We start from the raw sequence: 24918 nt of genomic DNA, 5'->3' as shown, positions 1-24918 counted from the left end.
TCAAGAACCTGTTCTGGGCCCTTATCATGGGCGCATTACAATTCATTACATACTTTCACCAAAACTTTGCGTAAAAAGTTGTGCCATGGGCATGGAAGCATGATTGATTTTGCTATACTTGAGATTGGTTCTCATTTGTTAATTGTTCAATTCGAAGCGCAGCATGCAAGCTGATGTAGCACAAAAAAAACGTTCCTTCTGGCTCAAGCATTTATATCGCTGGCACTGGATAAGCTCGGCGATTTGCCTGGTCGGTATGCTGCTGTTCGCTGCGACCGGATTGACACTGAATAATGCCGGGCATATAGAGTCAGAGCCGGTGGTAAGCAAGAAGAGCGGGCAGCTGCCAGAGTTGCTGCTACCCAGGCTGCAGCAGAAACAGGCAGAAAACGCACCCTTGCCCAAGGTAATTGCAGACTGGCTAGCCGGGGCCATGGCGATAGAAGCTGGTGGCCGCACTGCAGAATGGTCGGATGACGAGGTTTATGTGTCCTTGCCACGTCCTGGCGGCGATGCCTGGGTCGTGATTGATCGCGAAAGCGGTGTGTTGAATTATGAATTGACCGAGCGTGGCTGGGTTTCCTATTTCAATGACCTGCATAAAGGCCGTAACACCGGACTGGCTTGGAGTTGGTTTCTGGATGTTTTTTCCATTACAGCGCTGGTATTTTCCATTACCGGCCTGTGCCTGTTGTATATGCACGGCAGTGGTCGTCCTGCCACCTGGCCATTGGTTGCCATGGGGATGGTACTGCCTTTACTGATCGCTATATTGTTTATTCATTAATTGTGAGGAGAGTTTGATGCGACATGCAGTAATCCCGGCCCTGGTTGCGGCCTTGTTTGCAGGTACTGCTCATGCAGCCGGGCTGGATGTCAAAGTGACAGTGCCCAGGATCAATGCTGCTGAATATCATCGCCCCTATGTTGCTATCTGGGTAGAAACCCCCAATCAGGATATCGCAACAACATTGGCAGTGTGGTATGCGCAAAGCAACAAGGACAATGGTGAGGGTAAAGGCACCAAGTGGCTGAAGGATCTGCGCCAATGGTGGCGCAAAGGTGGGCGTGATCTGACGATGCCTGTAGACGGCGTATCCGGGGCTACTAAGCCAGTAGGTGAGCACACACTTTCGTTTGTTGAGGGTCAGGCGCCGCTGGGTAAATTGGCTGCGGGCGAATATAACCTCGTGGTTGAAGCAGCACGGGAAAAGGGCGATCGTGAACTGGTGCGCATCCCGTTCAAATGGCCAGCACAAAAAGCAGAGAGCCTTAAGGCGTCAGGTACGAGCGAGTTAGGTACTATCAGCCTGGAAGTTAAACCTTAATTGAATGACGGAGTCCTCAAATATCATGAAATCCATGAAATATATTCTTGCAGCAGCTTTCGCGCTGAATGCTGGCCTGGCACATGCGCACGGCTACTGGTTGTTGCCTTCCAGCACGGTATTGTCATCACCACAGTTCGTGACATTTGATGCCGCTGTTTCCAATGACCCATTCCACTTCAATCATCGTCCATTGGGTGTGGAAGAGTTGCAGATCATTGCTCCAGATGAAAGCCTGGTAGCGCCTGTCAATGTCAGCAAAGGGGAGTTGCGTACCACATTCGATGCCAAGTTTGAACAAAAGGGCACTTACCGTTTGTCCCTGTTCCGGGAAGGCTTGCGCGCATTCTGGAAAGAGGGTGATCAGAATAAACGGTTTTTCGGCAAGCCTGAAGAACTGAAAGATAAGGTTCCGGCAGACGCCAAGGACCTGAAAGTGGTGGAGTTTTCCAATCGTCTTGAGAGTTATGTCACGGTTGGCTCTCCCAGCAAGCTCAAGACGGTGGGACGTGGCCTGGAGATGGTAGCGGCTACGCATCCGAATGACCTGGTGGCGGGAGAGCCATTGACTGTGCAGTTCCTCGTGGATGGAAAGCCGACAGCTGATGTTGAAGTTGAGGTGTTGAAGGGGCAGACCCGTTACCGTAACCAGAAGGGTGAGCAAAAGCTCAAGACAGATGCTGATGGCAAAGTGACGATCAATCTGCCGGATGCTGGCATGTACTGGCTGGATGCTGACTATAAAGACAATAAAGTACAAAACAAGCAGGCCAATGAGCGCAGCCTGGCTTATGTACTGACCCTGGAAGTATTGCCGCAATAACTCCCAATGCGACAAGTATTGATTCCGCAGCAGCTCGATGATCTGCCTTCCGAGCTGCCTCGCGGCAATGTCGTGACACTTGACGGGCAGACGATGGGGACGACCTGGTCTGTCCGTTATGTGGACTCCTCTCAACTTTCAGCTGCAGAAGTCAACCAAGTTGTCACCCGGGCATTGGACCAGGTGGTTCAACAGATGAGCACCTGGCTGCCGGATTCCGACATCAGTCGTTTCAATCAGGCTGTGCCAGGGACGGCGTTGACGCTGCCTGCAGAATTCGCTTCGGTCTTGTCTACGGCCCTGGCAGTGGCATCCCTCACCAAGGGCTGTTTTGACCCGACTGTAGGGCGCCTTGTGGATATCTGGGGTTTTGGCCCTCAGGGAGCTGCTCCGGCATTTCCGGATGAGGCACAGGTGCAGCTTGCGCTGGCTGAAAGTGGCTGGCAGAAGCTGCACTATGACGCTACTCAGCACATACTGGTACAGACTGGGTGCTTGACACTGGACTTCTCGGGAATAGCCAAAGGTTATGGCGTGGATCAGGTAGCCCGTGCCTTGCGACAGTTGGGTGTGCAGCATTATCTGGTGGAAGTGGGAGGAGAGTTCTACGGTACAGGTATGAAGCCAGATGGCCAGCCATGGTGGGTGGCATTGGAGCGTACTCGGGAAACCCATGAGGTCGATGAATATATCGTGGCCTTGCATGGCCTGGGGTTGGCTACCTCGGGAGATTACCGCCGTTATTTTGAGCATGGAGGGCGTCGCTATGCCCATACGATCAATCCGGCAACAGGCTGGCCGGTAGAAGCCGCGCCGGTATCCGTAAGTGTGTTGGCTGAGAGCTGTATGGAAGCGGATGCATGGGCAACTGCGCTGACAGTCATGGGTTTGCAACGCGGCCTGGACTTTGCCAGTGCGCAAGGATGGGCTGCATTGTTTACAGTACGGACTGAAACCGGCGTGCAGCAGCATGCCACCCTGAAACTACAGGAAATGTTGCAGTGAAGAAGTGGACTCTCGTCATCGCAGTCAGCATGATGTTGGCGAATGAAGCCCAGGCTGCCGTGAATAATCCTGCTTTCAATCGCTATATGCTGGCATTGACAGTGTGTGTCATCTATGTCCTGTTCTGTTTCTGGATATTCCGGCGTCATCGCCGTACTGCAGCAGGCAAGCAGGTAGTTCACGGTGACCAACACGGCGATGCCTGGCTGATTGGCTATGCCAGCCAGGGAGGGTATGCCCGTGAGTTGGCGCTCAAGACCGCACAATCCATGCAAGAGGCCGGTGTGGCGGTACGCTGCATGGCATTGAGTGAAATCGACGTGAAGCGGCTGGAGCAGGCGCGTCATGCCTTGTTTGTGGTCAGCACCACGGGGGAAGGGGATGCGCCCGACAATGCTCATCATTTCATGCAAAGCGTGATGCCATCGGTATCCGGTTTGTCCCAGCTGCAATATGGCCTGCTGGCACTTGGCGATAGTAGTTATGCCAATTTTTGCGGTTTTGGTCACCAGCTGGATCACTGGCTGCAGCATATGCATGCGTTGCCGCTGTTCGATATGGTGCAGGTTGATGCAGGGGATGATGGTGCTTTGCGTCACTGGCAATATCAGCTCGGTCAGTTGGCTGGCAGTTCGGAAATGCCGGACTGGCAACCGGCACAGTACCAATCCTGGCACTTGATCATGCGCCAGCACCTGAATCCCGGCAGTGCTGGCGCCCCTGTCTACCAACTGGCATTGAGACCGGAAAATCCGGATATACAGTGGCAGGCTGGGGATATTGCCGAGATCGGGCCGCGCAACCCTGCGCATGAAGTACGCGATTTCCTGGCCAGGATGGAGCTGCCTATCAATGCCATGCTGGACGGCAAGCCTCTGGCCGATGATCTTGCCGAGCGTTTACTGCCGCATGAACCTCATGATATTGCTGTACTGCGTAGCCTGTCTCCAAGGGAGCTGCTGCAACAATTACGGCCTTTGCCACACAGAGAATACTCGATTGCATCTTTGTCCGGGGATGGGCAGCTGGAACTGCTGGTACGCCAGGCCTCATATGCGGATGGCAGGCTTGGGCTGGGGTCAGGTTGGCTGACAACATATGCGGAAGTGGGGGCAACGGTTGCCTTGCGTATTCGTGAAAATGTTGCATTTCATCCACCGCCAGTTGATTTACCCTTGATCCTGATTGGCAACGGCACAGGTATTGCCGGCTTGCGGGCTCACCTGAAAGTACGGGAAGCAAGCTCGCAAGCTGCCAACTGGTTATTGTTCGGTGAACGTAATGCGGCGTATGACTTTCACTTCGAGGATGAGATTAAGGCATGGCAAGCAGCGGGCGTATTGACCAGGGTTGATGCCGTATTCTCGCGAGACCAGCCGGAAAGGCAATATGTACAGCATATTCTGGCGCGCCACCCGGATATCGTCAGCGAGTGGGTGCGGCAGGGTGCGGCTATCTATGTATGTGGTAGCGCCAGCGGTATGGCACCTGAAGTCCATGCTGTATTGCTGGAGATATTAGGGGAGAATGTGTTGGCCCAATGTGCACTGGATGGCAGATATAGACGGGATGTGTATTGATATCGCCCTGTTGAAGGGTATAAAGGCAGGCCCGGGGACCCGGGGGGGAGTTGGACGCCCAGGCCTGCTGAGAGTAAACATTATTTAGCGATCCGACTTCCAACAAGAACAGGAATTTATTCAATTACTGTGTGTGAAAACGGATCACTGGTTGAGCGGTTGTTGTGAAGGAGGCTACGGGTGGCATCTCCAATGCTCAATTGGCTCCCATCATGCAATAACCATGTGGTCTGGCATAGCATTCTGACAATTGTTGACAGTCGGACTTCTGGTTGGGCCAGCTTAGGATTGTGGAACCACAAGATGGAAGGTACTGCCAACTCCCTGAGTGCTGGTGATCGTGACTTCACCGTGATGGCGTTGGGCGACAGTATGGACGAAAGCCAACCCGAGGCCTGTGCCTTCAATATGGGGGTGGCTGTGCTGGTGGACACGGCTGAATGTGTGGAAGAGCTGAGCCTGTGCTTCTGGGCTGATGCCAATGCCCGAGTCCTGCACGGCAATGTCCCAGTTAGTCCCAGCTGCGCGAATGCTGCATATGATGGTGGAGTGGTCTGGACTGAACTTGACGGCATTACTCAAGAGGTTGGTAATTGCGCGCTTGAACAAGGCCCTGTCTACGCAGGCGTATGCCTCGGCGGGTGTTTCGGTCAGCGTAATAGTGATATTACGTGTGTGAGCATTAATCCAGGCATCGCTGATGGACTCATGCAGCAGGTCTGTCAGATTGGTATTGCTGAGCTGGTAGTGGCCGGATTTTGCACGTGATAATTGCACAAAGTCATCGGCCAGGGCCAGTGCGTTATCGGCATGTTGTTCTATCATGTCCAGCCAGCGTGTTTCTATTTTTCCTAGCGTGAATTTCTGCAGTTCAACCAGTGAAATAATGGAGGACAATGGCGCACGGATATCATGCGTGATGAAACGGAATGCCTCATCACGGTCACGTTCTGCCTGCCAGAGCTTGGAAACATCCACGATATTCAATATCCAGCCTATATGTTGCTCTTTCGCATCTTTGCATGGGGCAAGCTTGACCAGTAGTTCACGCTGCTTGTCATCTCGTGCTTCTACTACGATCGTCTGCATGGTTTGCAAGGTATCGGCATTGATGACAGGCTGATTGTGCTGGTGATCATGGATGGATTGCAGCAATGGTATCAAAGGTTGTTGTAATAGTGCCGACGGGGAGTTGATGCCAAAATAGCTGGCTGCCGCCTGATTTGCGATACGAATGATGCCATTGGGGTCACAGATCATGTTAGGGTTGGGCAGGCCATTGACACCATCGCTAATGAATCGATGCATGTCTCGTAGCTGCTGTGTCGTGGTATGCAAGGCATTGATGCGCTTATCCAGAAAGTCGTGGAATGATGCGGAGTGGTGCGGTGTCAACAGGACGGGGAAATCACGTTTGAGAGAATCGAATTCTGCCGTTAGAAAGCGGGATGCGGCATCTAGACGATGCCAGCTCCAGAGTGGGTAAGCCATGATAAGGCCCAGAAAGCCAGCTGATGGTGCCAGTAAAATGCCCCATACGATGGCCACGATATAAGTGACAGCAAACAGCAGAATGAAAAATAAAACATTGAATAACAACGCCGACAGAGGACTTAGCAGCATAAAGCTCAACAAGGCCAAGGTGACAAACTCAAGATTGAGCATCAGGTTCTGCCAGGGAAAGGCAGGAGTGAGAATGCGTTGGTTTAATTGACCTTCAATGACATTGGCCAGGACTTCAATCCCGGGCATCAATTGACCGTCATGTGAAACCGGCGTGGCATATTGGTCGCCGATCCCGGTAGCAGTAGCGCCAACCAGTACCAGCTTGCCGGTAAATGTATTGTCAGAGATATTCCCCTTGATTACATCACGGTAAGATACGCGGGGGAAATATCCCACGTTCCCCGCATAGGGAATCAGGTAGGTACGGGACATATCTGCGTTATAGTCTTCTCCTGAAATATCCAGTACGGCTGTGCTGAAATGCGGATATGGTAGTTGTTGCTTCAGGATGGAGCGTACCAGGCCATCATAATCCACCTTGATATGCACATGTCCCATATTGGCAGCTGCCTCGGCAAGAATGGGCGTTGGCGGTTGCACATGTTGTGCTTGTCCAATTTCATTGAATATAAAGGGAAGAGTGACCACGCCACTTTGCCGGATAGCGTCCGCCAGCAACAAATCATCTCCGGGATGTTGCAGATCGGCTTCACTGAACAGGATATCCAGGCCGATGGCAGCTGGGCGTTGTTCGCTAATGCGGTTGACCAATTTTGCATGCAGGTTGCGTCGCCAGGGCCAGCGACCAAAGGCGGCAATGCTGTCATCGTCGATGGCGACGATGACCACTTTGCCACTCAATGAGTGCTGCTGGCTGGCAATGATGAAATCTTGTATCAGGTTATCAGCAGCAATGAGTGTGCGCTGATGTGACAGTACCGCGATCAGAAGCAGGATCATGCCCGAGATCAAAAGCCATAGCCGCTTGTTGTGCAACTGGACTGCGGGTAGCGGGGGGGTGCCCATATAAGGTTTAACCGTATTCAGGGTTTGCGTTTATCGAACCAAGTACGGTCAATATCATGGTCTACTTCGATGATGCGGGCATCAGAGAATGGTCCTGTATTGTTTTCTACCATGGTTGCCAACCTGACATAATAGCGTCCTGCCGGTAATGACTGGATATTGAGGCTGGTATTATCCAATACTTGTTCTATTACTAAAGAGTCAAACTGCGGTGTGCGGCTAACCTGTGCGAGGTAGTGTATATCCTGTTGCCTGCTGTTCCAGTAAGCCTGCCCTGAAGAGGGGGAAGCTGAGGTGCCATTTTCACTGATGATTATCGTGGCAGGCTGGCTGTAGGGGCCATAATGCAATTTACCATCGCTATCAGCCATAATGCTGGCAATGCGCCAATAATATTGTCCATATGCCAGTGATTCGAGCTGGTATTTGCAATGCTCTAGCTTGTCGGCATCTGTGACGAGATGCTGAAAATCAGGGTCACTGGCGATTTGCATGCGATAGCCGTGTGCGTTTTCTACAGGCGTGCAACGCAATGTGCTGTTGCGGGTTACTGTTTGTCCTTGCTGCGGAGCTAATAGCCAAGGGCTGGATGGATGGCTGAAAATTGTGAAGCGGTGTTGTGCTTCATAACCAGCAATACCCAGAGGATCCAAGGCGCGAACTGCGAGCAGGTATTCCCCATCCTGCAGGCTTGGTAGCACCGCCTGGGCAGAGTCTGATGCTGTATCCCATAGTACTTGCTCCAAGTTTTCATCCTGGGCAATGCGGTACTGGTATTTCTTGCTGTTATCCAGCGCTGGCCAGTTGAATTGCAGAATCTCGGGCTCAGAGAACTTAGATGGCAGTTGGCTGAGATCAGGTGCTGGGAGTAATGATTGTATTGTGCCCAGGCCATGATCATCGATGGCAACACCTTGTCCGGCATGTAATGTTTTGTTCGGATGGCGTTTGACGGCTTTTGCCCACCGCATATCTACCTGGCTATGCGTGACGCTCGTTGTGGAAATGTCGCCGGCACTGACTCTGAAGCGGGTGCCCCGGGCTGCAGCAACTGCGTACGGTGTGATCACCTTGAAATATTGTGGCGGATGTTTGGACTGTAATGCCGGAATGACTGAAACATCAATATCACCATATTCCAGATAAATGACGCGCTGGTTCTTCCGTACCAGGTTTCCCTCTTTGATGCGATCCAGTCGTGCACGGGTATTGGACAGAATGCGGCCCACGCTTTTATCGGAAAATTCCAGCGACAGGTAACTGTTCTCGCCTGTGCGCACAATGTCGCCCTCAGCTAACTGGTCACCATATGCGACAGTCCTGATCGAGTTTCCTGTCTCGTCAATGAGTGATACTTCACCGCGCACAAAGCTTGCGGTGACAGTACTGCTGATTTTAGGGATGAGCAGGCTGGTGCCTGGCAGCAAATAATGCGGGTTGGGGATATGGTTGAGTTTCTGGATATCCGGCCAGGATTGAGCGTTACCCATATAGTGGGCAGCTAGGTTATAAAGATTATCCCCATGTACCACTGTATGGTTGATAGTCTCAGCCCGCACCGGGGCATAAGTAGCCAAAACCAGGCCTAGCACCATGGCTGATTGCCGATGATGCAGCTGCCATGGCGTACCGTGATTACGTAATATGTTCATGAAACCCCCCGATATTGCTTAAGTATTGTCCTCCTCCGTCAATGGCGACAGTGTGCTGCTTTCAAGACGATAGCCTAGGCCATAGGCTGCAGTCAGTTTATAGCCATTATCAGGATGGAGCTTGAGTTTGGTACGTATTGCTGAAATATGTGTATCCAATGTCCGGGTCTGCAACTCTAGTGATTGCATGCCCCAGATCCGTTCCTGGATATGCTGGCGTGACAGTAACCGTCCCTGATTCTGGAACAGCAGCAATGCCAGCTCAAACTCCTTGTTTTTGAGATTGACTGGTTTTCCACTATATTCAAAGCGTTGTTGCGCCACATTGCATTTATAGTTTCCCCAGACAAATTCGTCCTGGGATTGTGGTGGGTAAAAGCGCCGCAATAATGCATTGATACGCGCATGAAGTTCATGAACCCGTACCGGCTTGCTCATAAAATCATCAACACCTGCAGTGAAGCCGTTGACTACGTCTCGTTCATCACTGCGGTTGGTTACCATGAGAATGGGAATGGCATCCTTGATATTGGCACGAACCCATTCTACGATTTTCAGGCCGGAAGTGTCTGGCAGTCCCCAGTCCAGTATCAGGAAGTCAAAGGTCTCGTATTGTAATGTGCGTAAGAATGATTTGCCTTCGCTGAAGGTATGGCACTTGTGTCCCAGTGATACGACAGTTTTCTCGATCAGTTCCAGTTCAGAATTATTATCATCTAGGGCAGCAAAACGCATTTATTTCTTTCCTTTTTGGCATTTCATAAATGTTGTGTGAACCCATGCCAAGTCATAGGGGCACTAACCATGCACCACTATAGACAATCTTATATCTGTGTATTCCTGCTGGAATGTCAACAAATGTAAATCTTCTTTATGCACATCCTTTATAAGCAACTGAATTGCATACTTCTTGCATCTGGAAAAAATCAAAAAAGCATGAAATAAACCTTAGAATATTCCCAACTTGGCTGAAAATAAATGGAGGGAGATACGATGAGGAAAATGATTGAACACTGTGTCCTCTGAGAAAAGGAATGGACAAGCTACCGTGATTGGTATTTATCCATTCTTTTTACTGATGGCGGGGCTGTTTATGTGGCAGAGAACTCGAGATAGAAGTCGTGGATGCCGGATGCGAGAAATTGTACGGCGACACAAGTCAGCAGGAAGCCCATGATTTTTGTAATGGCCTGCAATCCATGTTCTCCCAGGAGTTTCTCGATATAGGTTGCAGAGGAAAGGGCCAGGTAAGCCACACCGATGGTAATGGCAATACCAATAATGACGATGATATGGCCGGTGATGCTGACCTCTCCCGGAATTTGTGAGCCGAAACTCATTACGACTGCGATGGAGCCTGGGCCTGCAAGGCTGGGCATGGCCAAGGGAGAGAATGAATAGTCCAGGTTTGCATGTTTGATGTCATCAGGGTCCGAATCCACGCTGGAGGATGAATCCAGTCCGGAGAAAATCATGCGTAATGCCAGTATCAGGATGATCACGCCACCGGCAACGCGAATGCCAGGCATGGAAATACCGAACAATTTGATAATGCCATTACCGAGCAACAGGAAAGATGCCAGGATGCAGAAGGCATAGATACAGGCTTTCCTGGCGTGGGTCTGGCGAGTCTGTGCGGTCATTCGCTGCGTTAATGCCATGTAAAGCGGGATGGTGGTCAGTGGGTTCATGATGGGCAACAGGCCGATAACCACGAGCGAGACGTACTTGATGAATTCCAGAATACTCAATGTAAATCCTTTAATTGTAATCATGACAGGCTAAGGTTCGTTGTGACTTTAGCATATTGCTGGTGCTGTGCCCTTGGCTGATACTCTGGATATGCAGGGCTCGTTCATGAAGGTGGCGTGGCATTGAGGGCGGGGAAATCGCAGCACAGAGCGATTAAGCCATTATGTAGAGCGACCTAGTGATCCTATTGGCGCTGGTATTGCATAAATTAGTGCGCAAGCGGGTCGGACATAATCTTCCTTGCCCCGGCCAGGCTGAGATGGTTATCGTCGTAATATAGGGCTTCACCATCCATGACGGCTGGACAGTTATCAGCACAAAGATGATCCGCCGGTTTGATGGCATGTAGGTGCTTGCCATAAGGCAAGCTATCCAGTTTCTCCAGGATGAAGGCATGGCGGGTAAGATAGAATGCCCGGCTGGTCATGTGCCCAAGATTCTGTGGCGATGCCGTGTGTAGGATGGATGGTGGCGTGACTGCCTTGGTGATATCCATGGGCAGTTCCGGGATGGGGTACACAACATATACGTCCTTGCCTGCCGCAAGTAGGCGGGTGATGGTGCTTTCCAGACTTTGCCAGTATTTTTCCCTTAGAGCCTCTTGCGGTATACCCGCATACTTGGTCGTGAATTTGTTGACCGGACTTTTGTCCGGCAATGATGGATAGTGCTCCAGGTTGCCGAACAAGGCGCGGGTGTAGCTGAATCCGATCAATACATGCTTGATGTCCTGCCGCTGCTCCAGATGGGCAACGGCCTCTCGCATCCAGGCGCTGCACCCAGGCTCCCTGGCTTCGAACAACAGGGCAGGCGGGCAACCGCTGAAGCTCAGATGCAGCAGGCCTTCGTTCCTTTGTTTCAGCTTTTCTCCCAAGGCATAAGCCAGTTCCACGGTGTGGCTGTCGCCCAGCGTTGCCCAGGTAATATGCTTGCCGAAGTATTTGCATGATTGCGTGGGTTTCAGGTAATCAGTGCCGCTGGTGTGGCATTGCTCCCGCAATGGACTGCCGACGGCACTTGTCATGAGCTCCGGCTGCTGGAAGCGATCGGGAAAGCCCTTGCCCTGCATTCCGGCCAGGCCTGCGCAGAACATAGTGACGAGCGCAAAGCCGGAAAGCTGGAAGATGCGGCTGCGAGAATAGCGCTGCTTATGGCGGAATGGCTGTTCCACATAGTGGTAGCTGAAGATGGCGAGCAAAAAGGCCAGTGCAATTGCAACGGAGAACATCATTGCATTCGGGGAAAATGTGCTCTTCATACGCATGAAGGCAAATAGTGGTTGATGCCAGAGGTAGAGCGAGTAGGAAATCAGGCCGATGCCGACCATGCCCCGGCTGCAAAGGAGTTTGCCTATCGCGCCAGACGGATCGCAGAACGCGATAATGAGGCATGCGCCCAAGACGGGGATAAGCGCATAGGGGCTGGGAAATGGCGTGTGCTGATCAAGAAAAAATACTGCGCCGATAATCAGTATAAGCCCCAGCCAGGCGAGACCGTTGCGCGTGCGTTGGTCAAGTGTGTGCCACTTTTCTGGCCTGAGTAGCGCGAGGAGAGAACCTGCCAGCAATTCCCAGGCACGGCTGAAAATGAGGTAGAAATTGGCATCGACCGCGTTCTGCCGCAGCAGATATTCCGACAAGGCCAGTGAAGTTGCAGCCAGAATCAGCATCACCCAGATGATATTGATACGGCGCATATACCATAGGCCGGCGAGTAACAACGGGAACAGCAGATAGTATTGCTCTTCCACTGCCAGACTCCAGGTGTGGAGCAGGGGTTTTTCTTCCGAGGCCGTGGAGAAGTAGCCATTGCTGAGATAGAAGAACACATTGGAGCTGAATGCAGCCACTGACACCAGGCTGCGCGCATAATCCTGCAGCAGCGAGGGTGGCATGAGGAAAAAAGCGGCGATGCTGGTGGTGAACAGTACGACTGCCAGGGCTGGCAAGATGCGGCGTGCGCGACGTTCGTAGAAATTGATGATGGAAAAGCGTTGCTGTTCGAGCTCGTTGAGCAGGATGGAGGTAATGAGGTAGCCGCTGATGACAAAGAACACGTCAACGCCGATATAACCACCGCTGAAGCCAGAAAAACCGGCATGGAAGAACACCACCGCCAGCACTGCAATTGCACGTAACCCGTCTACTTCCCGTCTATATTTCAAACTACTCCTTTCAGTCCGTTCTTGCTCGTGTTGCAAGGTGTGACCATGAGCATGCCCTGAAATTCAGCAGAAAATATTTTTAATGCCAGTACGTCATGCTCCGCTCAACGATATCCGGAGACAATCAAAATGAGGCATCAACGGTAGATAGATGGTGCAATTCAGGTGTGACAGGAGGGATCCAGGAGCAGTTGCCTGCTTCATGATTGGTGCGCCCGACAGGAGTCGAACCTGTGACCTTTGGCTTCGGAAACCAACACTCTATCCAACTGAGCTACGGGCGCACTGGGAAAGGGCGAGATTATAGCAAATGAATAAGCAGTTGTCCTTTTTATAACCTTTTCCCTACCGGGGGTTATTGAGTATAATCGCTACAATTTTCCCTGTATCAAGGATTTTGTTGGTATGAGCGCGCACGAGCATGATTTTCCTGCAACAACGAAAAAGCAATTTATTCTGGCCACCCTGGGGAGTCTGTTCCCTCCAGTACTGGTGCTTTTTCTGGTAGCACGCCTGTTTTTCAGTATTCAGGCCACTCATATCGATGATCCTGTTGCGCCACAAAAGCCTGCAGCAGCCGAAGCAGCAAAGTCTGCTGATACTGTTGATGATGAAGATCAGGACGATACTCCTTCAGCTCCGGCTGATGATGAAGATAGTGAGTAATTCCACATTTATCTTCTGCAAGTCTTCAGTTTTTTCATTCAGATAGCAGTCCATGGCTACATATGCAATTGGTGACATTCAGGGCTGCTATCATTCCCTGCTTTCTCTGCTGGATGTTATCCAGTTCAATCCTGAAAAAGACAAACTCTGGCTGGTTGGCGATTTGATCAACCGCGGTAGCGGGTCGCTGGAAACGTTGCGCTGGGCCAAGGCGCATGAGTCCAGCCTGGTGCTGGTGCTGGGCAATCATGACCTGCATGCGCTTGCGGTGGCAGCAGGATATGTGAAGGCGCATCGTAGTGATACCTTGCAGTCCATCCTGGCTGCGCCAGACCGGGAAGAGTTGCTGGATTGGTTGCGTTTCCGACCCATGATCCATGCGGAAGATGGGCTACTGCTGGTGCATGCGGGCTTGCTGCCGCAATGGAGCGCGGAGCAGGCAGTGGCACTGGGGCAGGAGGTGGAACATGCCTTGCGTGGTGATCGCTATCAGGAGTTCCTGGCTCATATGTATGGCAATTATCCTGTGCGCTGGCATGATGCGTTGCAGGGTATGGATCGCTTGCGCATGATCACCAACGCCATGACCCGCCTGCGTGTCTGCACGCCGGATGGGGAGATGGATTTCGATTTCAAGGGCGAACTGGCTGATATGCCTGCAGGCACTTTGCCGTGGTTTGATGTACCAGCTCGCCGCACAGTGGATACGACAGTCATTTTCGGGCATTGGTCTGCCCTGGGACTGCAACAGCGTGACAACCTGTATGCGCTGGATACTGGGTGCCTCTGGGGTGGAATGTTGACGGCTTTACGCCTCGAAGACAGTGCTACGTTCCAGGTGCCATGTCATTCGGCAGATGGCCCGCGTACGCTGAAGACGTAATGAAGCCAGCGGCAGTTATGCTCGCACATTACCCATCGCACCGCTGATCAATCAATCCAGGTTCAGTTGCTTGGCAATCACTTGCCTAGCCATCAGGCATAAGCCACGTCTTTCATGTCCTGCACTGCTGATTGGTACAGAAAAATCCAACTCCACGACAGGATGCGGCTGCATCAGGATCATGCGCAAGGATTGCCATATGGTAGTTTCGCCATGGTAGGCCATGGCGGTATTCACGCTGCCATCGCTACGCGGGTAACGGATGGAGAATGGCTGGATGACAGTTCCGGTATCAACTACGGCCTGCATCAGGCTGCCTTTGAAAGGGCGGAGTTCTGTGCCGTCTGTGGTGGTGCCTTCGGGGAAGTAGCACAGGCAGTCCCCGGCCCGTAGGCCGTCTGCAACTGCGGTCACCATGCGGCTGGCATCCTGCTTTTTTTCGCGATCAATGAACAAGGTATTGGCTTGTGCGACCAGCCAGCCGATGACGGGCCAGGAACGAATGTCCGATTTTGCAATGAAGCGTACCGGATGAATGCTGTTCAGGGCATGGATATCCAGCCAGGAAATATGATTGGCAACAAACATGGTGCTGTGTACTGCATCATTTGGCACAGCACCTTTGGTGACCACTCTGATGTTGAGAATAGTCAGAAACTGTCTGCTCCAGCGTCGAATAGTACGGTCACGCCTGATGGGGTTGAGATAGGGTAGGATGGTAGCTGCGACTGCCACACCATAGATAATGTGCAGGCCCAGGCGTGTCAGACGGAATAACTGCCTGGGAATGGAAGTTCTTTGGTCGGGCAAATGATGGTTGGCTGCAGGGATCTTACTTGAAAAAATGAGCTGCATAGCGTTTGTTGAGTCTCGACAATGGTAGCATGACCAGAATATCTGCGGTGTTGAAATCAGGGTCCCAGGCAGGAGCGCCGCAAATATAGGCACCCAGACGCAAGTAGCCTTTGATCAGCGGCGGGCAATTCACCTCGAGGTCATGGCGCAATGCTTCCAGTGGCAGGGGGCAATTGGGAAATACACGATATTCCGGTGGGGATAGGTGGTCGTTTTGTAATTGCTGATACAGGCTGGCCGCCATGTGGCCGCCATCGGCCATGCCAATACTGCCGCAGCCTATCATGTACTCATAGCGATGTACCTTCATGTAATTGGCCAGGCCTGCCCACAGCAGGGTAATGGTGCCGCCCAGTCGATAATCCTTGTGCACGCAGGCACGACCTACTTCCACCATGCTTGAGGCAAGGTGGCGCAGTCGCGACAAGTCGAATTCACCGGATGAGTAATAGCCACCAGCTTCATTGGCCATGGCCGGGCTGAGGATGCGGTAGGTGCCGACTACTTCGCCGGTTTCATGATTGCGAACCAGCAAGTGGTCGCAGAACTCATCAAAACCATCCTGATCCAGGCCATCGGAGCTGGAAAGATTGGCTCCCATTTCTTCAGCAAATATTTTGTAACGTAAACGTTGGGCTTCTGCAATTTCGGAAGGGTTGCGGGCAAGACTGACATGCAATTGGCTGGCCCCGGCCTTGATGCCAAGGGAAGACTGCCGATCGAGCATAGAGGGTTTCCTGAGCTATTGAAATAGCCCTTACTCTAGAACCGGAAAATGACAGAATGGTGAAAGGGTGATGAATGTTTGGTGAACCAGCACGCCGGAGAAGCCGGCATGCTGGGGAGTGTGAAATGTTGAGGGTCAGTGAGTGACGCGTGTGGTGCCGCCGCTCTCAACCAGGCGTACTTTGTCGCCGGGGTTGAATGCCACATCAGCTTCCTGGACAACGGCTACGAGGTTGCCGCTTTCCAATTTGACGGTAATTTCCAGGCCATCCTTGCGTGTGACACCTTCTTCAGCTGCTGAGCCAGCCAGGCCACCGACCAATGCTCCGACGACAGTGGCAATGGCTTGGCCGCGACCACCACCGATAGAACTACCTGCGATGCCGCCAACAACAGCACCCGCACCGCCACCAATCGGGGATTTTGTGCCTTCCAGCCTGACGTTGCGTACGCTTTCCACAACGCCGAGACGCACAGTTTGTGTCTTGCGCGCCTCATCACGACTGTAAACATCGCCGGAATTTGAACTCATGCACCCACTCAGGATGAGTAAAATACCTGTTACTGCCACCCATGTTGTCGTACGCATATCATGCTCCTTCAAGTATCTGACTCTGCAGAAAGTTGTGACAAAGTTTCGTTTACTAATATCTGGCTATAAATGTTCTGGATTTCCTCGCGTGTCGCCTGATGATTCTGTGCACCTTTGCTCGCAATCTTAATTGCGCCCATGACCGATGCCAGGCGACCACATACATTCCAATCCCACCCCTGCACAATGCCATACAACAAGCCGGCACGATAGGCATCGCCGCATCCGGTCGGGTCTACTATAGCATCAGCCTTGACGCAGGGGATTTCATATATTTTACCGTCTGCGTAGATGGTAGAGCCCTGAGCGCCCTTCGTGACAATCAGTGCATGTACTTTTTCAGCAATCTGCTCCAGTGTAAGACCAGTTTTCTCCTGCAATAGTTGCGCTTCGTAATCATTTACTGCCACATAAGTGGCAAGGTCAATAAAATGCAACAACTCTTCACCATTGAACATGGGCAAACCCTGGCCGGGGTCGAACATGAACGGAATTCCCATTTCATGGCATTCCCGGGCGTGCAGAAACATGCCTTCGCGTCCATCAGGAGCAATAATGGCGAGGTCGATGTGATTGGTGTCGCGCACACTATTCTGGTGGCATTCATTCATTGCGCCGGGGTGGAAAGCAATGATCTGGTTATTGTTCTGGTCTGTCGTGATGAAAGCCTGCGCTGTAAACGTGCCAGGGATTTGCTTGATATAGGTGGTGTCAAGCTGGTGCTGGGCTAGCCATTCGGTATAGCCTGCGAAATCATCGCCGACTGTGGCCATGATGAGCGGGTTGCCTTCAAGGAGTTTGAGGTTGTAGGCAATATTGCCCGCTGTCCCGCCAAACTCTCTACGCATTTCCGGTACCAGAAAGCATATGTTCAACATATGAATCTTGTCCGGCAGGATGTGGTTCCTGAACTGGTCGCCGAAAACCATGATCGTGTCAAATGCCATGGAGCCACAAATTAATATCCGCATGTCTAGCCTATATTGCAATAATGTATATGAAAACGGCATTATCACGGCCATGCCTGCTGACTGCAAGCATGAAAAAACCCGCAGAGGGCTGCGGGTTTCTGTGTGGTGCCTGGAAGACTGGCCGGAATTATGCTGCCTGTTTTTCCAGAGAGTTCTCAATCAGGAGCTTGGCAGCTTTTTTTGCATATTTGATAGCACCTGAACCACGCTTGATCTGCTCAGCCTGAATCGCACCCTCAATCAGGATGGAGAGTTGTAGCGCCAGGCTGTCTGGATCACGTGCGCCCGCATCAGCTGCGAGTTCCGCGAGAAACTGGCGGAATTGACGAGACTGCTCTGCTGACAGGCGGTGTACTGGATTTTCCTCATTCGGGAACTCGGCAGATGCCTTCAGGAATGCCATGCCGCGGAAGTCGGGCGCTGTGACCCATTCTTCGATGAAATCAAAGAGTTTCTGCAAGCGGTCTGATGGTTTCTTTGCATTCTTGCTGAGGTTGTGTCCAAGCCAGGTAGTGAAATCACTATGCCCTTTTTGCAGTACTTCGAGGATGAGTTCTTCCTTGCTGCGGAAATACTTGTAAAGGGTCATTTTGGTCGTGCCTGCCACTGCGACAATAGTATCCACGCCTGTAGAGTTGATACCGCGCGTCTGGAACAAATCGGACGCAACGTGCAGAATTTTTTCCCGTAACACGGACATAATTCAGGTTCCTTGTTGTGCGTATATTTTACGCAATTTTATATACCAGTCAGTATATACATATTCAAGTTTGAATAGGTGAATATTGCGAGAATCCTACTGAAATCCTCAATATGTGACTGAGTATAATTGCAGCCTGTTATTCCTGCTTGAGTTAAGTGTAACCAAACTGTTACAAAAGTATAAAAAAGTGTAAATTGATGGCTGTTCTGGATATTGGTGCCAGGTACGTCGTGTTTACAGAAAAGTATGTATGTGCCAAATTTTACTTTTACTTTGAGGGGGTGTATTGATCATGGTGTCTTCAGGAATTAATGTTGATAAGCAGCTTTCTGTAAGGGAATCTGTTGTGTTGGAAGCGTCTGCCAGTGAGGTATGGGCCACAATAGGGTTGTTCGGCGACATGGCCTGGCATCCGGCGCTGGCCAGTACGGAAATTGTCCATGGTGAGGAAGGCCAGCCGGGAGCCATGCGTGTACTGACTCTCAAGGGTGGCGGGACGATTCATGAAACCCTGACAGCATGGGATGGCCAGGAAATGACGCTTTCTTACAGTATTACGGAAAGTGTACTGCCGGTGAGTGACTACAGTGCCACGTTGTCCATTCAGAGGGATGGTAGCCGTAGTCGTGTCTTGTGGGTCAGTCAATTCAATCGCAAACCGCCAAGTGATGACCAGGCGGCAATTGAGGCAATTACGGGTGTTTTCCAGTCAGGATTGGCGCAATTAAAGGCTGTTTTCAGGTAGCGGGTGTTATGCCAACGTCAGCTGGAACCTGCTCTGCTTGATGTTGCCAATGCCTGGTGGGGCATCAGAAATGCTGTGTTGGCTGTTTCCTCAATGGCGGATAGGTCAGCTGGGCCTTGAGATAGGCTTGTTCAGACTCTGACATCATGATCAGCGGCTTGTATTCGCAGTTAACTTTCTTTAACAGCTGGCTTGCCAGTTTGAGGTCATCCGCCTGGTTGGAGAGGCTGCCAGACATGACGGCGCTGAGGAATACCCCGCGCTCAGACTCATTCAGCATCAAGGCTTGGGGAAAGTGGCATGTTCCCTGGTGCATACGTTCAATCATATTGTAGAGCTCTGCTGCAATATGGCTGGTCTTGAGAGTATGATCCTGGGCAACGGCACTCCATAATTGATGGCTGGAGGGGGACTTCTGGACCGGCGGCAGTTCGCGCAGCATATACCAGGACATGAACAGCGTAATACCGAGCAGGCTGATAAAGCTGGCACTCATGCCGAAGTCGCGTAGTTTGCGCCAGCTGCCATCGCATTGGGCATGGATCAGGGCCAGTGTTGCAACGCGTGCGTGCTGCATTGCCTGGCTGCCTGGGTTCTGTAATTCTTGTTGCAGCGCACTGTCCAGCATGATGAATATTTGTTGGGCAAGTGCATCAGGAAGTTGGGCGCCACTGACCTTGGCCTGTTTCCTGAGCAGGCGGATCAAGCCTGGTTTTTGCCGGTGCAACTCCTTCGCAAGTTCGCTGGGCGGGTGGGTGGAGTTCAGCATGAGGTCGAAAACATGCAGTAGGTTCAATCGCGGTTTGTCATGCTGATGGGTCTTCAGGGATTGCAGTAGCCATGATTTGTTTCGATAGAACGTAGGCATTTCCAGATCCAGATCAGAAGGGTTTGACGATTACCAGAATGACAATGGCAACCAGGGCGATGACCGGCAATTCATTCAGCCAGCGGTAATAAACGTGACCATGCTGGTTGCGATCATGCTTGAAGTCCAGCAGCAGCTTGCCACAATAAACGTGGTAGGCGACGAGCAGTGCCACCAGCGTGAGTTTTGCATGCAGCCAGGCACCGGAAATGCCATATCCTTGCCATAGCCACATTCCGAAGATGATGGTCAGGACGGCTCCGGGCGTCATGATGCCAAAAAACAGCTTGCGCTCCATGATCTTGAAGCGGTCATTGCTGATGCTATCCTGCGCCTGGGCATGGTAGACAAACAGGCGCGGCAGATAGAACAGGCCCGCAAACCAGGTGACCATGAAGATGATGTGCCAGGCCTTTATCCAGAGCATGCTCAAGCTCCTGTTCCCAAGTGCTGGTCCAGCGTTTTGCGCAGTGCCGTGAATTCCAGTTCGCCTATCAGTTTCTGGATAATACGGCCTTGCTTGTCGATGATGAATGAAGTCGGCGTGACACGGACATCATCAAAGCTGCGTGCTGCCTCACCTTGGCTGTCATGGGCAACGGGGAAGGGCAGGGCGTTATTTTGTGAGTAGTTGGTTACTTGCTGGATGCCATCATATGACATGGCGACAGCAATGACTTCAAACCCTTTGTCCTTGTATTGCTGATAGGTTTCTATCAGTCCCGGCATTTCCGCAATGCACCCTGGGCAATCGGTCGCCCAGAAATTTACCAGCACCATTTTCCCCTGCAGGGAAGACATGGGTAAAGTTTTGCCTTCCAGGGTCACGAAGCTGATATCGGGTGCCTGTGGTTTCTGGGTAAGGGAAACCCCGAGAAAGGCAAGCAGGCCGATGATGACGAGCGGGATCAGGATGGTACGTAGTTTCTTGGACATTGTATTAGTGGTCATTCAATCATCTATCTTTTGCCATTGTGGTGCTTTTTTGGCGCTTTGTCATCATGGATTGCATGAGGGTGCGTAAATGAACTGAACAATTCTCATTCTCTTGAAAGCCGCACCAGTGCTGCATCTGGGCTTATTTTTGCATGTATCTCCATGATACAATTATGCCTTTAGCCGCGATTATCAGCATGACTGCCCGCTTACGCGAAATTCCCTATAACTACACTTCATTCTCCGACCGCGAAATTGTGATTCGTTTCCTCGGTGAAGAGGTTTGGCATGTACTCAATGAACTGCGATCAGAACGCAAGACCGGACGTTCTGCGCGCATGCTGTTCGAGGTGCTCGGGGATTTATGGGTAGTCTCGCGCAACCCGTACTTGCAGGATGATCTGCTTGCCAACAAAAAACGGCGTAAGGCCTTGATTGATGCGCTGGCACACCGTATCAAGGCGATTGATGAGCGTAGTGCAGGCAATGCCAAGGTGCTCAAGCTGGTGGTGGCGGCGCGCAAGGCGGTGGACGCTTTTGCGCAGGAATTCCGGGATATTGAGGCCTTACGCAAGCAGGCTATGCATAAACTGGTTCGCCACACCCGCAAGGATAATATCCGGTTTGATGGATTGTCCCGTGTTTCCCACGTGACGGATGCGACGGATTGGCGGGTGGAATACCCGTTTGTGGTCATCACTCCTGACAGTGAGCAGGAAATAGCTGCGCTGGTACGTGTCTGCATTGAGCTTGGACTGACCATCATCCCGCGTGGTGGCGGTACTGGCTATACTGGTGGTGCTGTGCCGTTGACCAAGTTTTCTGCTGTCATCAACACAGAAAAGTTGGACCAATATTCCTCGGTCAAGGATGTTGACCTGCCCGGCGTGGATGGCAAGGTGCCGGTGATTCATTGCGGCGCCGGTGTGGTGACGCGTCGAGTGATGGAGGCTGCGAGTAGCGCTGGCCTGGAGTTCGCGGTTGACCCAACCTCTGCGGATGCTTCATGCATAGGTGGCAATATTGCCATGAATGCTGGTGGCAAGAAGGCAGTGTTATGGGGCACGGCACTCGATAACCTGGCCTCATGGCGAATGGTGACGCCGGATGCGCAATGGTTGTTTGTCGAGCGGTTGGAACATAATCTTGGCAAAATCCATGATGTGGACATGGCGCGTTTCCGCGTCACACGCTATGAAGAAGATGGCACTACCCTCATCGGTGAGCCGGCAATACTGGAAATTCCCGGCCCCAGCTTCCGTACAGTGGGGCTGGGCAAGGATGTCACCGATAAATTCCTTTCCGGCCTGCCGGGTATCCAGAAAGAAGGCTGTGACGGTCTGATTACCTCAGCGACCTTTATCCTGCACCGCATGCCCAAGCATGTGCGTACGGTATGCCTGGAATTCTTTGGCCATGTCGCGTTGGCGGTGCCTTCCATTGTCGAGATCAAGAATTATCTGGATGCACATCCCAATACCATCCTGGCGGGGCTTGAGCATCTGGATGAGCGTTACCTGCGTGCAGTGGGTTATGCCACCAAGGCCAATCGCAGTGAACGACCCAAAATGGTGCTGATTGCCGATATTGCCAGTGATGATGAAGTCGGCGTAGGTGAGGCTGCATCACAGGTGGTACGGTTGGCCAACGCACGGGGTGGCGAAGGGTTCATTGCAGTCTCAAGCGATGCGCGCAAGAAATTCTGGCTGGATCGCGCCCGTACTGCCGCGATTGCCAAACATACCAATGCTTTCAAGATCAATGAGGATGTGGTGATTCCATTGCCGCGTCTAGGCGACTATTCTGATGGTATTGAGCGTATCAATATCGAGCTTTCCATCAGGAACAAGCTCAGGCTGCTGGACGAGCTGGAAACCTTCATGCAGGGGGATCTGCCCTTGTTTGAGGATGATGAGACCCAGGCAGACCCCGAGATGCTGGTCAGGAAGCGCCAGATGGCGCTGGAGCTATTTGCTGCCACACGTCAGCATTGGCAGAAAGTGCTGGATAACCTGGATGGTGCAATTTCGCTGCTGGGATCAGAGTTCAGCGACCTTGCCGTGGAAAATATTTTCCGTGCCGTGCAGGAGCACCAGATCCGCATTTCGTGGAAACAGAATGTCAAAAAAGAGTTGCACCGTATTTTCACTGGCCGCGAGTACAGCCGCATCCTGGAGCGTTGTGATGAAATTCATGCGCAGGTGCTCAAGGGGCGCGTGTTCGTAGCCTTGCATATGCATGCAGGCGACGGCAATGTGCATACCAATATCCCGGTCAACTCCGATGATTACGACATGATGCAGACGGCGCACGAAGCTGTGGCACGCATCATGAAACTGGCAACCGGGCTGGGTGGCGTGATTTCCGGCGAACATGGTATCGGCATTACCAAGATGGAGTTCCTGGACGAAAAAACCGTGACCAAGTTTGCCGCCTATAAAAACCAGGTGGATCCTGAAGGACGCTTCAATAAAGGCAAGCTCATGGCAGGCTCAGGACTGCATTCTGCCTATACACCGTCATTCGGCCTCCTGGAGCAGGAATCCATCATCATGGAGCAATCGGCGATAGGCGACATTGCAGACTCCATCAGTGATTGCCTGCGTTGTGGCAAATGCAAGCCGGTTTGCACGACACATGTGCCGCGTGCCAACCTGCTGTATAGTCCGCGCAACAAAATTCTCGGCACTTCGCTGTTGATCGAGGCATTTCTCTACGAAGAACAGACCAGGCGCGGCATATCGCTCAAGCATTTTGACGAGTTCAATGATGTGTCGGATCACTGCACCGTGTGTCACCGCTGCGAAAAACCTTGCCCGGTTGACATCGATTTCGGTGATGTGTCGATTGCAATGCGCAATTTCCTGCGTGAGCAGGGCAAAAAGCATTTCAATCCTGGCACTACTGCCGCGATGACCTTCCTCAACGTCAAGGATCCGGCCACGATTCGAGCCATGCGTACCAGCATGATCGGGTTTGGCTACAAGGCTCAGCGGCTGGGACACAGCCTGTTCAGCAAGCTGGGCTTGTTGAACAGCACAAAGAAGAGTCCGCCTCAGACTTTGGGCAAGCCGGAAATCAAGGCGCAGGTAATCCATTTCCTCAACCGTCCTATGCCCAAGTCCATGCCGACCAAGACATCGCGCGCGTTGCTGGGTATTGAGGATGACACCATTGTGCCGGTGATTCGGAACCCGGAAAAGACCAATGAGGATTCGGACGCCGTATTCTATTTCCCAGGCTGCGGTTCCGAGCGATTGTTCTCGACTGTCGGGTTGGCTACCCAGGCCATGCTGTATGAAGCCGGTGCCATCACAGTATTGCCTCCTGGTTATTTGTGCTGCGGTTATCCGCAAACCTCCAGTGGCAATCACGACAAGGGGCAGCAGATTACTGCAGATAACCGCGTGCAGTTCCACCGTGTTGCCAATACGCTGAATTACCTGGATATCAAGACGGTAGTTGTTTCCTGCGGTACCTGCATGGATCAATTGCAGAAATACGAGTTTGAACGCATTTTCCCGGGCGCGCGACTGCTGGATATCCACGAATATCTGATGGAGAAAAACTTCAAGATCGAAGGTGTGACAGGCACACGCTACATGTATCACGACCCATGTCACAGCCCCATGAAGACTTATGCGCCAATGAAAGTGACACAGGCGCTGGTGGGCGAAAACGATGTGGCGCTGAATGATCGTTGTTGCGGTGAGTCGGGGACGTTTGCAGTTTCCCGTCCTGATATTGCTACCCAGGTCAAAATGCGCAAGCAGGAAGAACTGGAGAAAGGCATGACCAAGATGGGACTGACCCCAGGCAAACCAGAGCAGGACGTGAAAATCCTGACTTCCTGCCCTTCATGCTTGCAGGGGCTATCGCGTTATGGCGAAGATACCGGCATTGAGGCGGACTATATCGTGGTCGAGATGGCCAAGCACCTGCTGGGAGAAAACTGGATGCAGGATTATGTGCAGAAGGCCAATAACGGCGGGATCGAGAAGGTCTTGTTGTAATCAGCGTGTCGTGCAAAAGCCAGCAGTGATGCTGGCTTTTTTATTGGTGATTTTGCAGGCAGCAAGCGACTGCGCTACATCGTTGCATTGAGATACCCAGTGAAAACAGATAGGGATTCTTCAC

At 52.0% G+C, this 24918-nt stretch carries 22 protein-coding genes and 1 tRNA gene; 9 read left to right on the top strand and 14 right to left on the bottom strand.

Translation table 11 applies throughout. The annotated features are described in order from the left end of the window. The first annotated feature begins 163 nt into the window (after positions 1-163). The 5 genes from CHB59_RS07890 to CHB59_RS07870 are packed head-to-tail and all read left to right on the top strand — an operon-like array spanning position 164 to position 4736. Positions 164-787: a PepSY-associated TM helix domain-containing protein gene (locus CHB59_RS07890; RefSeq protein WP_089375833.1), complete on the top strand. Its 624-nt coding sequence runs from the start codon at positions 164-166 to the stop codon at positions 785-787. Between the two features lie 16 nt (positions 788-803). Then, complete coding sequence (locus CHB59_RS07885; protein ID WP_089375695.1) at positions 804-1328, top strand: DUF2271 domain-containing protein; 525 nt, start codon at positions 804-806, stop codon at positions 1326-1328. 34 nt (positions 1329-1362) lie between these two features. Beyond that, the gene (locus CHB59_RS07880) at positions 1363-2151 is read left to right on the top strand and encodes a DUF4198 domain-containing protein (protein ID WP_245835096.1); all 789 of its coding nucleotides are present in this window, start codon (positions 1363-1365) and stop codon (positions 2149-2151) included. A gap of 6 nt (positions 2152-2157) precedes the next feature. After that, on the top strand, positions 2158-3156 hold the full coding sequence (locus tag CHB59_RS07875; protein WP_089375694.1) for an FAD:protein FMN transferase: 999 nt from the start codon (positions 2158-2160) through the stop codon (positions 3154-3156). Further along, positions 3153-4736, top strand: a complete 1584-nt coding sequence (locus CHB59_RS07870) for a sulfite reductase subunit alpha (RefSeq protein ID WP_245835095.1) — start codon at positions 3153-3155, stop codon at positions 4734-4736. Before CHB59_RS07875 ends, CHB59_RS07870 begins: the two co-directional genes overlap by 4 nt. A 282-nt stretch (positions 4737-5018) precedes the next feature. Here CHB59_RS07870 and CHB59_RS07865 read toward each other — a convergent pair whose 3' ends face one another. The 6 genes from CHB59_RS07865 to CHB59_RS07840 form a co-directional block, all read right to left on the bottom strand. Continuing rightward, complete coding sequence (locus tag CHB59_RS07865) at positions 5019-7202, bottom strand: CHASE2 domain-containing protein (RefSeq protein ID WP_179212108.1); 2184 nt, start codon at positions 7200-7202, stop codon at positions 5019-5021. Positions 7203-7285: 83 nt separating this feature from the next. Then, positions 7286-8920: a FecR family protein gene (locus CHB59_RS07860; RefSeq protein WP_089375692.1), complete on the bottom strand. Its 1635-nt coding sequence runs from the start codon at positions 8918-8920 to the stop codon at positions 7286-7288. 18 nt (positions 8921-8938) lie between these two features. Further along, entirely contained in the window at positions 8939-9655 is a 717-nt protein-coding gene (locus CHB59_RS07855) for a response regulator transcription factor (protein WP_089375691.1), read from the bottom strand. Between the two features lie 356 nt (positions 9656-10011). Beyond that, on the bottom strand, positions 10012-10671 hold the full coding sequence (locus CHB59_RS07850; RefSeq protein WP_218816220.1) for a MarC family NAAT transporter: 660 nt from the start codon (positions 10669-10671) through the stop codon (positions 10012-10014). A 209-nt stretch (positions 10672-10880) separates the two neighbouring features. Then, entirely contained in the window at positions 10881-12836 is a 1956-nt protein-coding gene (locus CHB59_RS07845; protein WP_089375689.1) for an acyltransferase family protein, read from the bottom strand. Between the two features lie 207 nt (positions 12837-13043). After that, positions 13044-13120 (bottom strand) — tRNA-Arg (locus tag CHB59_RS07840). Positions 13121-13241: 121 nt separating this feature from the next. On the opposite strand from CHB59_RS07840, the gene CHB59_RS07835 reads away from it, so the two are divergent. Together CHB59_RS07835 and CHB59_RS07830 are read left to right on the top strand one after the other, a co-directional pair. Beyond that, positions 13242-13502 (top strand): hypothetical protein, encoded by a 261-nt coding sequence (locus CHB59_RS07835; RefSeq protein ID WP_089375688.1) that lies wholly within the window; start codon positions 13242-13244, stop codon positions 13500-13502. A 52-nt stretch (positions 13503-13554) separates the two neighbouring features. After that, positions 13555-14385, top strand: a complete 831-nt coding sequence (locus tag CHB59_RS07830; RefSeq protein WP_089375687.1) for a symmetrical bis(5'-nucleosyl)-tetraphosphatase — start codon at positions 13555-13557, stop codon at positions 14383-14385. A gap of 51 nt (positions 14386-14436) precedes the next feature. On the opposite strand, the gene CHB59_RS07825 is transcribed toward CHB59_RS07830, so the two are convergent. The 5 genes from CHB59_RS07825 to CHB59_RS07805 form a co-directional block, all read right to left on the bottom strand. Beyond that, positions 14437-15195 carry a lysophospholipid acyltransferase family protein gene (locus tag CHB59_RS07825; protein WP_089375830.1) on the bottom strand — a complete coding sequence of 253 codons (759 nt, stop codon included), beginning with the start codon at positions 15193-15195 and terminating at the stop codon, positions 14437-14439. A 22-nt stretch (positions 15196-15217) separates the two neighbouring features. Continuing rightward, positions 15218-15967, bottom strand: coding sequence for a GNAT family N-acetyltransferase (locus CHB59_RS07820; protein ID WP_089375686.1), 750 nt, complete (start codon positions 15965-15967; stop codon positions 15218-15220). A 135-nt stretch (positions 15968-16102) separates the two neighbouring features. Continuing rightward, a complete protein-coding gene (locus CHB59_RS07815; RefSeq protein WP_089375685.1) occupies positions 16103-16555 on the bottom strand; it encodes an outer membrane lipoprotein in 453 nt (150 codons plus the stop codon). An 11-nt stretch (positions 16556-16566) separates the two neighbouring features. Next, positions 16567-17529, bottom strand: a complete 963-nt coding sequence (locus CHB59_RS07810) for a carbohydrate kinase family protein (RefSeq protein ID WP_089375829.1) — start codon at positions 17527-17529, stop codon at positions 16567-16569. Between the two features lie 127 nt (positions 17530-17656). Next, positions 17657-18229 carry a TetR/AcrR family transcriptional regulator gene (locus CHB59_RS07805; RefSeq protein ID WP_089375684.1) on the bottom strand — a complete coding sequence of 191 codons (573 nt, stop codon included), beginning with the start codon at positions 18227-18229 and terminating at the stop codon, positions 17657-17659. Between the two features lie 295 nt (positions 18230-18524). On the opposite strand from CHB59_RS07805, the gene CHB59_RS07800 reads away from it, so the two are divergent. Next, positions 18525-18977, top strand: a complete 453-nt coding sequence (locus CHB59_RS07800) for an SRPBCC family protein (RefSeq protein WP_089375683.1) — start codon at positions 18525-18527, stop codon at positions 18975-18977. Between the two features lie 64 nt (positions 18978-19041). On the opposite strand, the gene CHB59_RS07795 is transcribed toward CHB59_RS07800, so the two are convergent. The 3 genes from CHB59_RS07795 to CHB59_RS07785 are packed head-to-tail and all read right to left on the bottom strand — an operon-like array spanning position 19042 to position 20796. After that, positions 19042-19845, bottom strand: coding sequence for a hypothetical protein (locus CHB59_RS07795; RefSeq protein ID WP_089375682.1), 804 nt, complete (start codon positions 19843-19845; stop codon positions 19042-19044). A 13-nt stretch (positions 19846-19858) separates the two neighbouring features. Further along, entirely contained in the window at positions 19859-20272 is a 414-nt protein-coding gene (gene hemJ, locus CHB59_RS07790) for a protoporphyrinogen oxidase HemJ (RefSeq protein WP_089375681.1), read from the bottom strand. A 2-nt stretch (positions 20273-20274) separates the two neighbouring features. Beyond that, positions 20275-20796, bottom strand: coding sequence for a peroxiredoxin family protein (locus CHB59_RS07785; RefSeq protein ID WP_089375680.1), 522 nt, complete (start codon positions 20794-20796; stop codon positions 20275-20277). 182 nt (positions 20797-20978) lie between these two features. Between CHB59_RS07785 and CHB59_RS07780 the strand changes: the two genes are divergently transcribed. Next, positions 20979-24794, top strand: a complete 3816-nt coding sequence (locus CHB59_RS07780) for a DUF3683 domain-containing protein (RefSeq protein WP_179212118.1) — start codon at positions 20979-20981, stop codon at positions 24792-24794. Positions 24795-24918 lie beyond the last annotated feature (124 nt).

Source organism: Methylobacillus rhizosphaerae, assembly GCF_900187985.1.
GTDB classification, from domain to species: Bacteria; Pseudomonadota; Gammaproteobacteria; order Burkholderiales; family Methylophilaceae; genus Methylobacillus; species Methylobacillus rhizosphaerae.
The sequence above is the reverse complement of the archived record's forward strand: the minus strand, read 5'-3'. Positions and strand labels throughout refer to the sequence as shown.

Excerpts from the sequence above, each read along its gene's own strand:
- CHB59_RS07890 (WP_089375833.1), top strand. The coding sequence starts at position 164 with ATGCAAGCTGATGTAGCACAAAAAAAACGTTCCTTCTGGCTCAAGCAT.
- CHB59_RS07885 (WP_089375695.1), top strand. The coding sequence starts at position 804 with ATGCGACATGCAGTAATCCCGGCCCTGGTTGCGGCCTTGTTTGCAGGT.
- CHB59_RS07880 (WP_245835096.1), top strand. The coding sequence starts at position 1,363 with ATGAAATATATTCTTGCAGCAGCTTTCGCGCTGAATGCTGGCCTGGCA.
- CHB59_RS07875 (WP_089375694.1), top strand. The coding sequence starts at position 2,158 with ATGCGACAAGTATTGATTCCGCAGCAGCTCGATGATCTGCCTTCCGAG.
- CHB59_RS07865 (WP_179212108.1), bottom strand. The coding sequence starts at position 7,202 with ATGATCCTGCTTCTGATCGCGGTACTGTCACATCAGCGCACACTCATT.
- CHB59_RS07860 (WP_089375692.1), bottom strand. The coding sequence starts at position 8,920 with ATGAACATATTACGTAATCACGGTACGCCATGGCAGCTGCATCATCGG.
- CHB59_RS07855 (WP_089375691.1), bottom strand. The coding sequence starts at position 9,655 with ATGCGTTTTGCTGCCCTAGATGATAATAATTCTGAACTGGAACTGATC.
- CHB59_RS07835 (WP_089375688.1), top strand. The coding sequence starts at position 13,242 with ATGAGCGCGCACGAGCATGATTTTCCTGCAACAACGAAAAAGCAATTT.
- CHB59_RS07830 (WP_089375687.1), top strand. The coding sequence starts at position 13,555 with ATGGCTACATATGCAATTGGTGACATTCAGGGCTGCTATCATTCCCTG.
- CHB59_RS07820 (WP_089375686.1), bottom strand. The coding sequence starts at position 15,967 with ATGCTCGATCGGCAGTCTTCCCTTGGCATCAAGGCCGGGGCCAGCCAA.
- CHB59_RS07815 (WP_089375685.1), bottom strand. The coding sequence starts at position 16,555 with ATGCGTACGACAACATGGGTGGCAGTAACAGGTATTTTACTCATCCTG.
- CHB59_RS07810 (WP_089375829.1), bottom strand. The coding sequence starts at position 17,529 with ATGCGGATATTAATTTGTGGCTCCATGGCATTTGACACGATCATGGTT.
- CHB59_RS07805 (WP_089375684.1), bottom strand. The coding sequence starts at position 18,229 with ATGTCCGTGTTACGGGAAAAAATTCTGCACGTTGCGTCCGATTTGTTC.
- CHB59_RS07800 (WP_089375683.1), top strand. The coding sequence starts at position 18,525 with ATGGTGTCTTCAGGAATTAATGTTGATAAGCAGCTTTCTGTAAGGGAA.
- CHB59_RS07795 (WP_089375682.1), bottom strand. The coding sequence starts at position 19,845 with ATGCCTACGTTCTATCGAAACAAATCATGGCTACTGCAATCCCTGAAG.
- hemJ (WP_089375681.1), bottom strand. The coding sequence starts at position 20,272 with ATGCTCTGGATAAAGGCCTGGCACATCATCTTCATGGTCACCTGGTTT.
- CHB59_RS07785 (WP_089375680.1), bottom strand. The coding sequence starts at position 20,796 with ATGACCACTAATACAATGTCCAAGAAACTACGTACCATCCTGATCCCG.
- CHB59_RS07780 (WP_179212118.1), top strand. The coding sequence starts at position 20,979 with ATGACTGCCCGCTTACGCGAAATTCCCTATAACTACACTTCATTCTCC.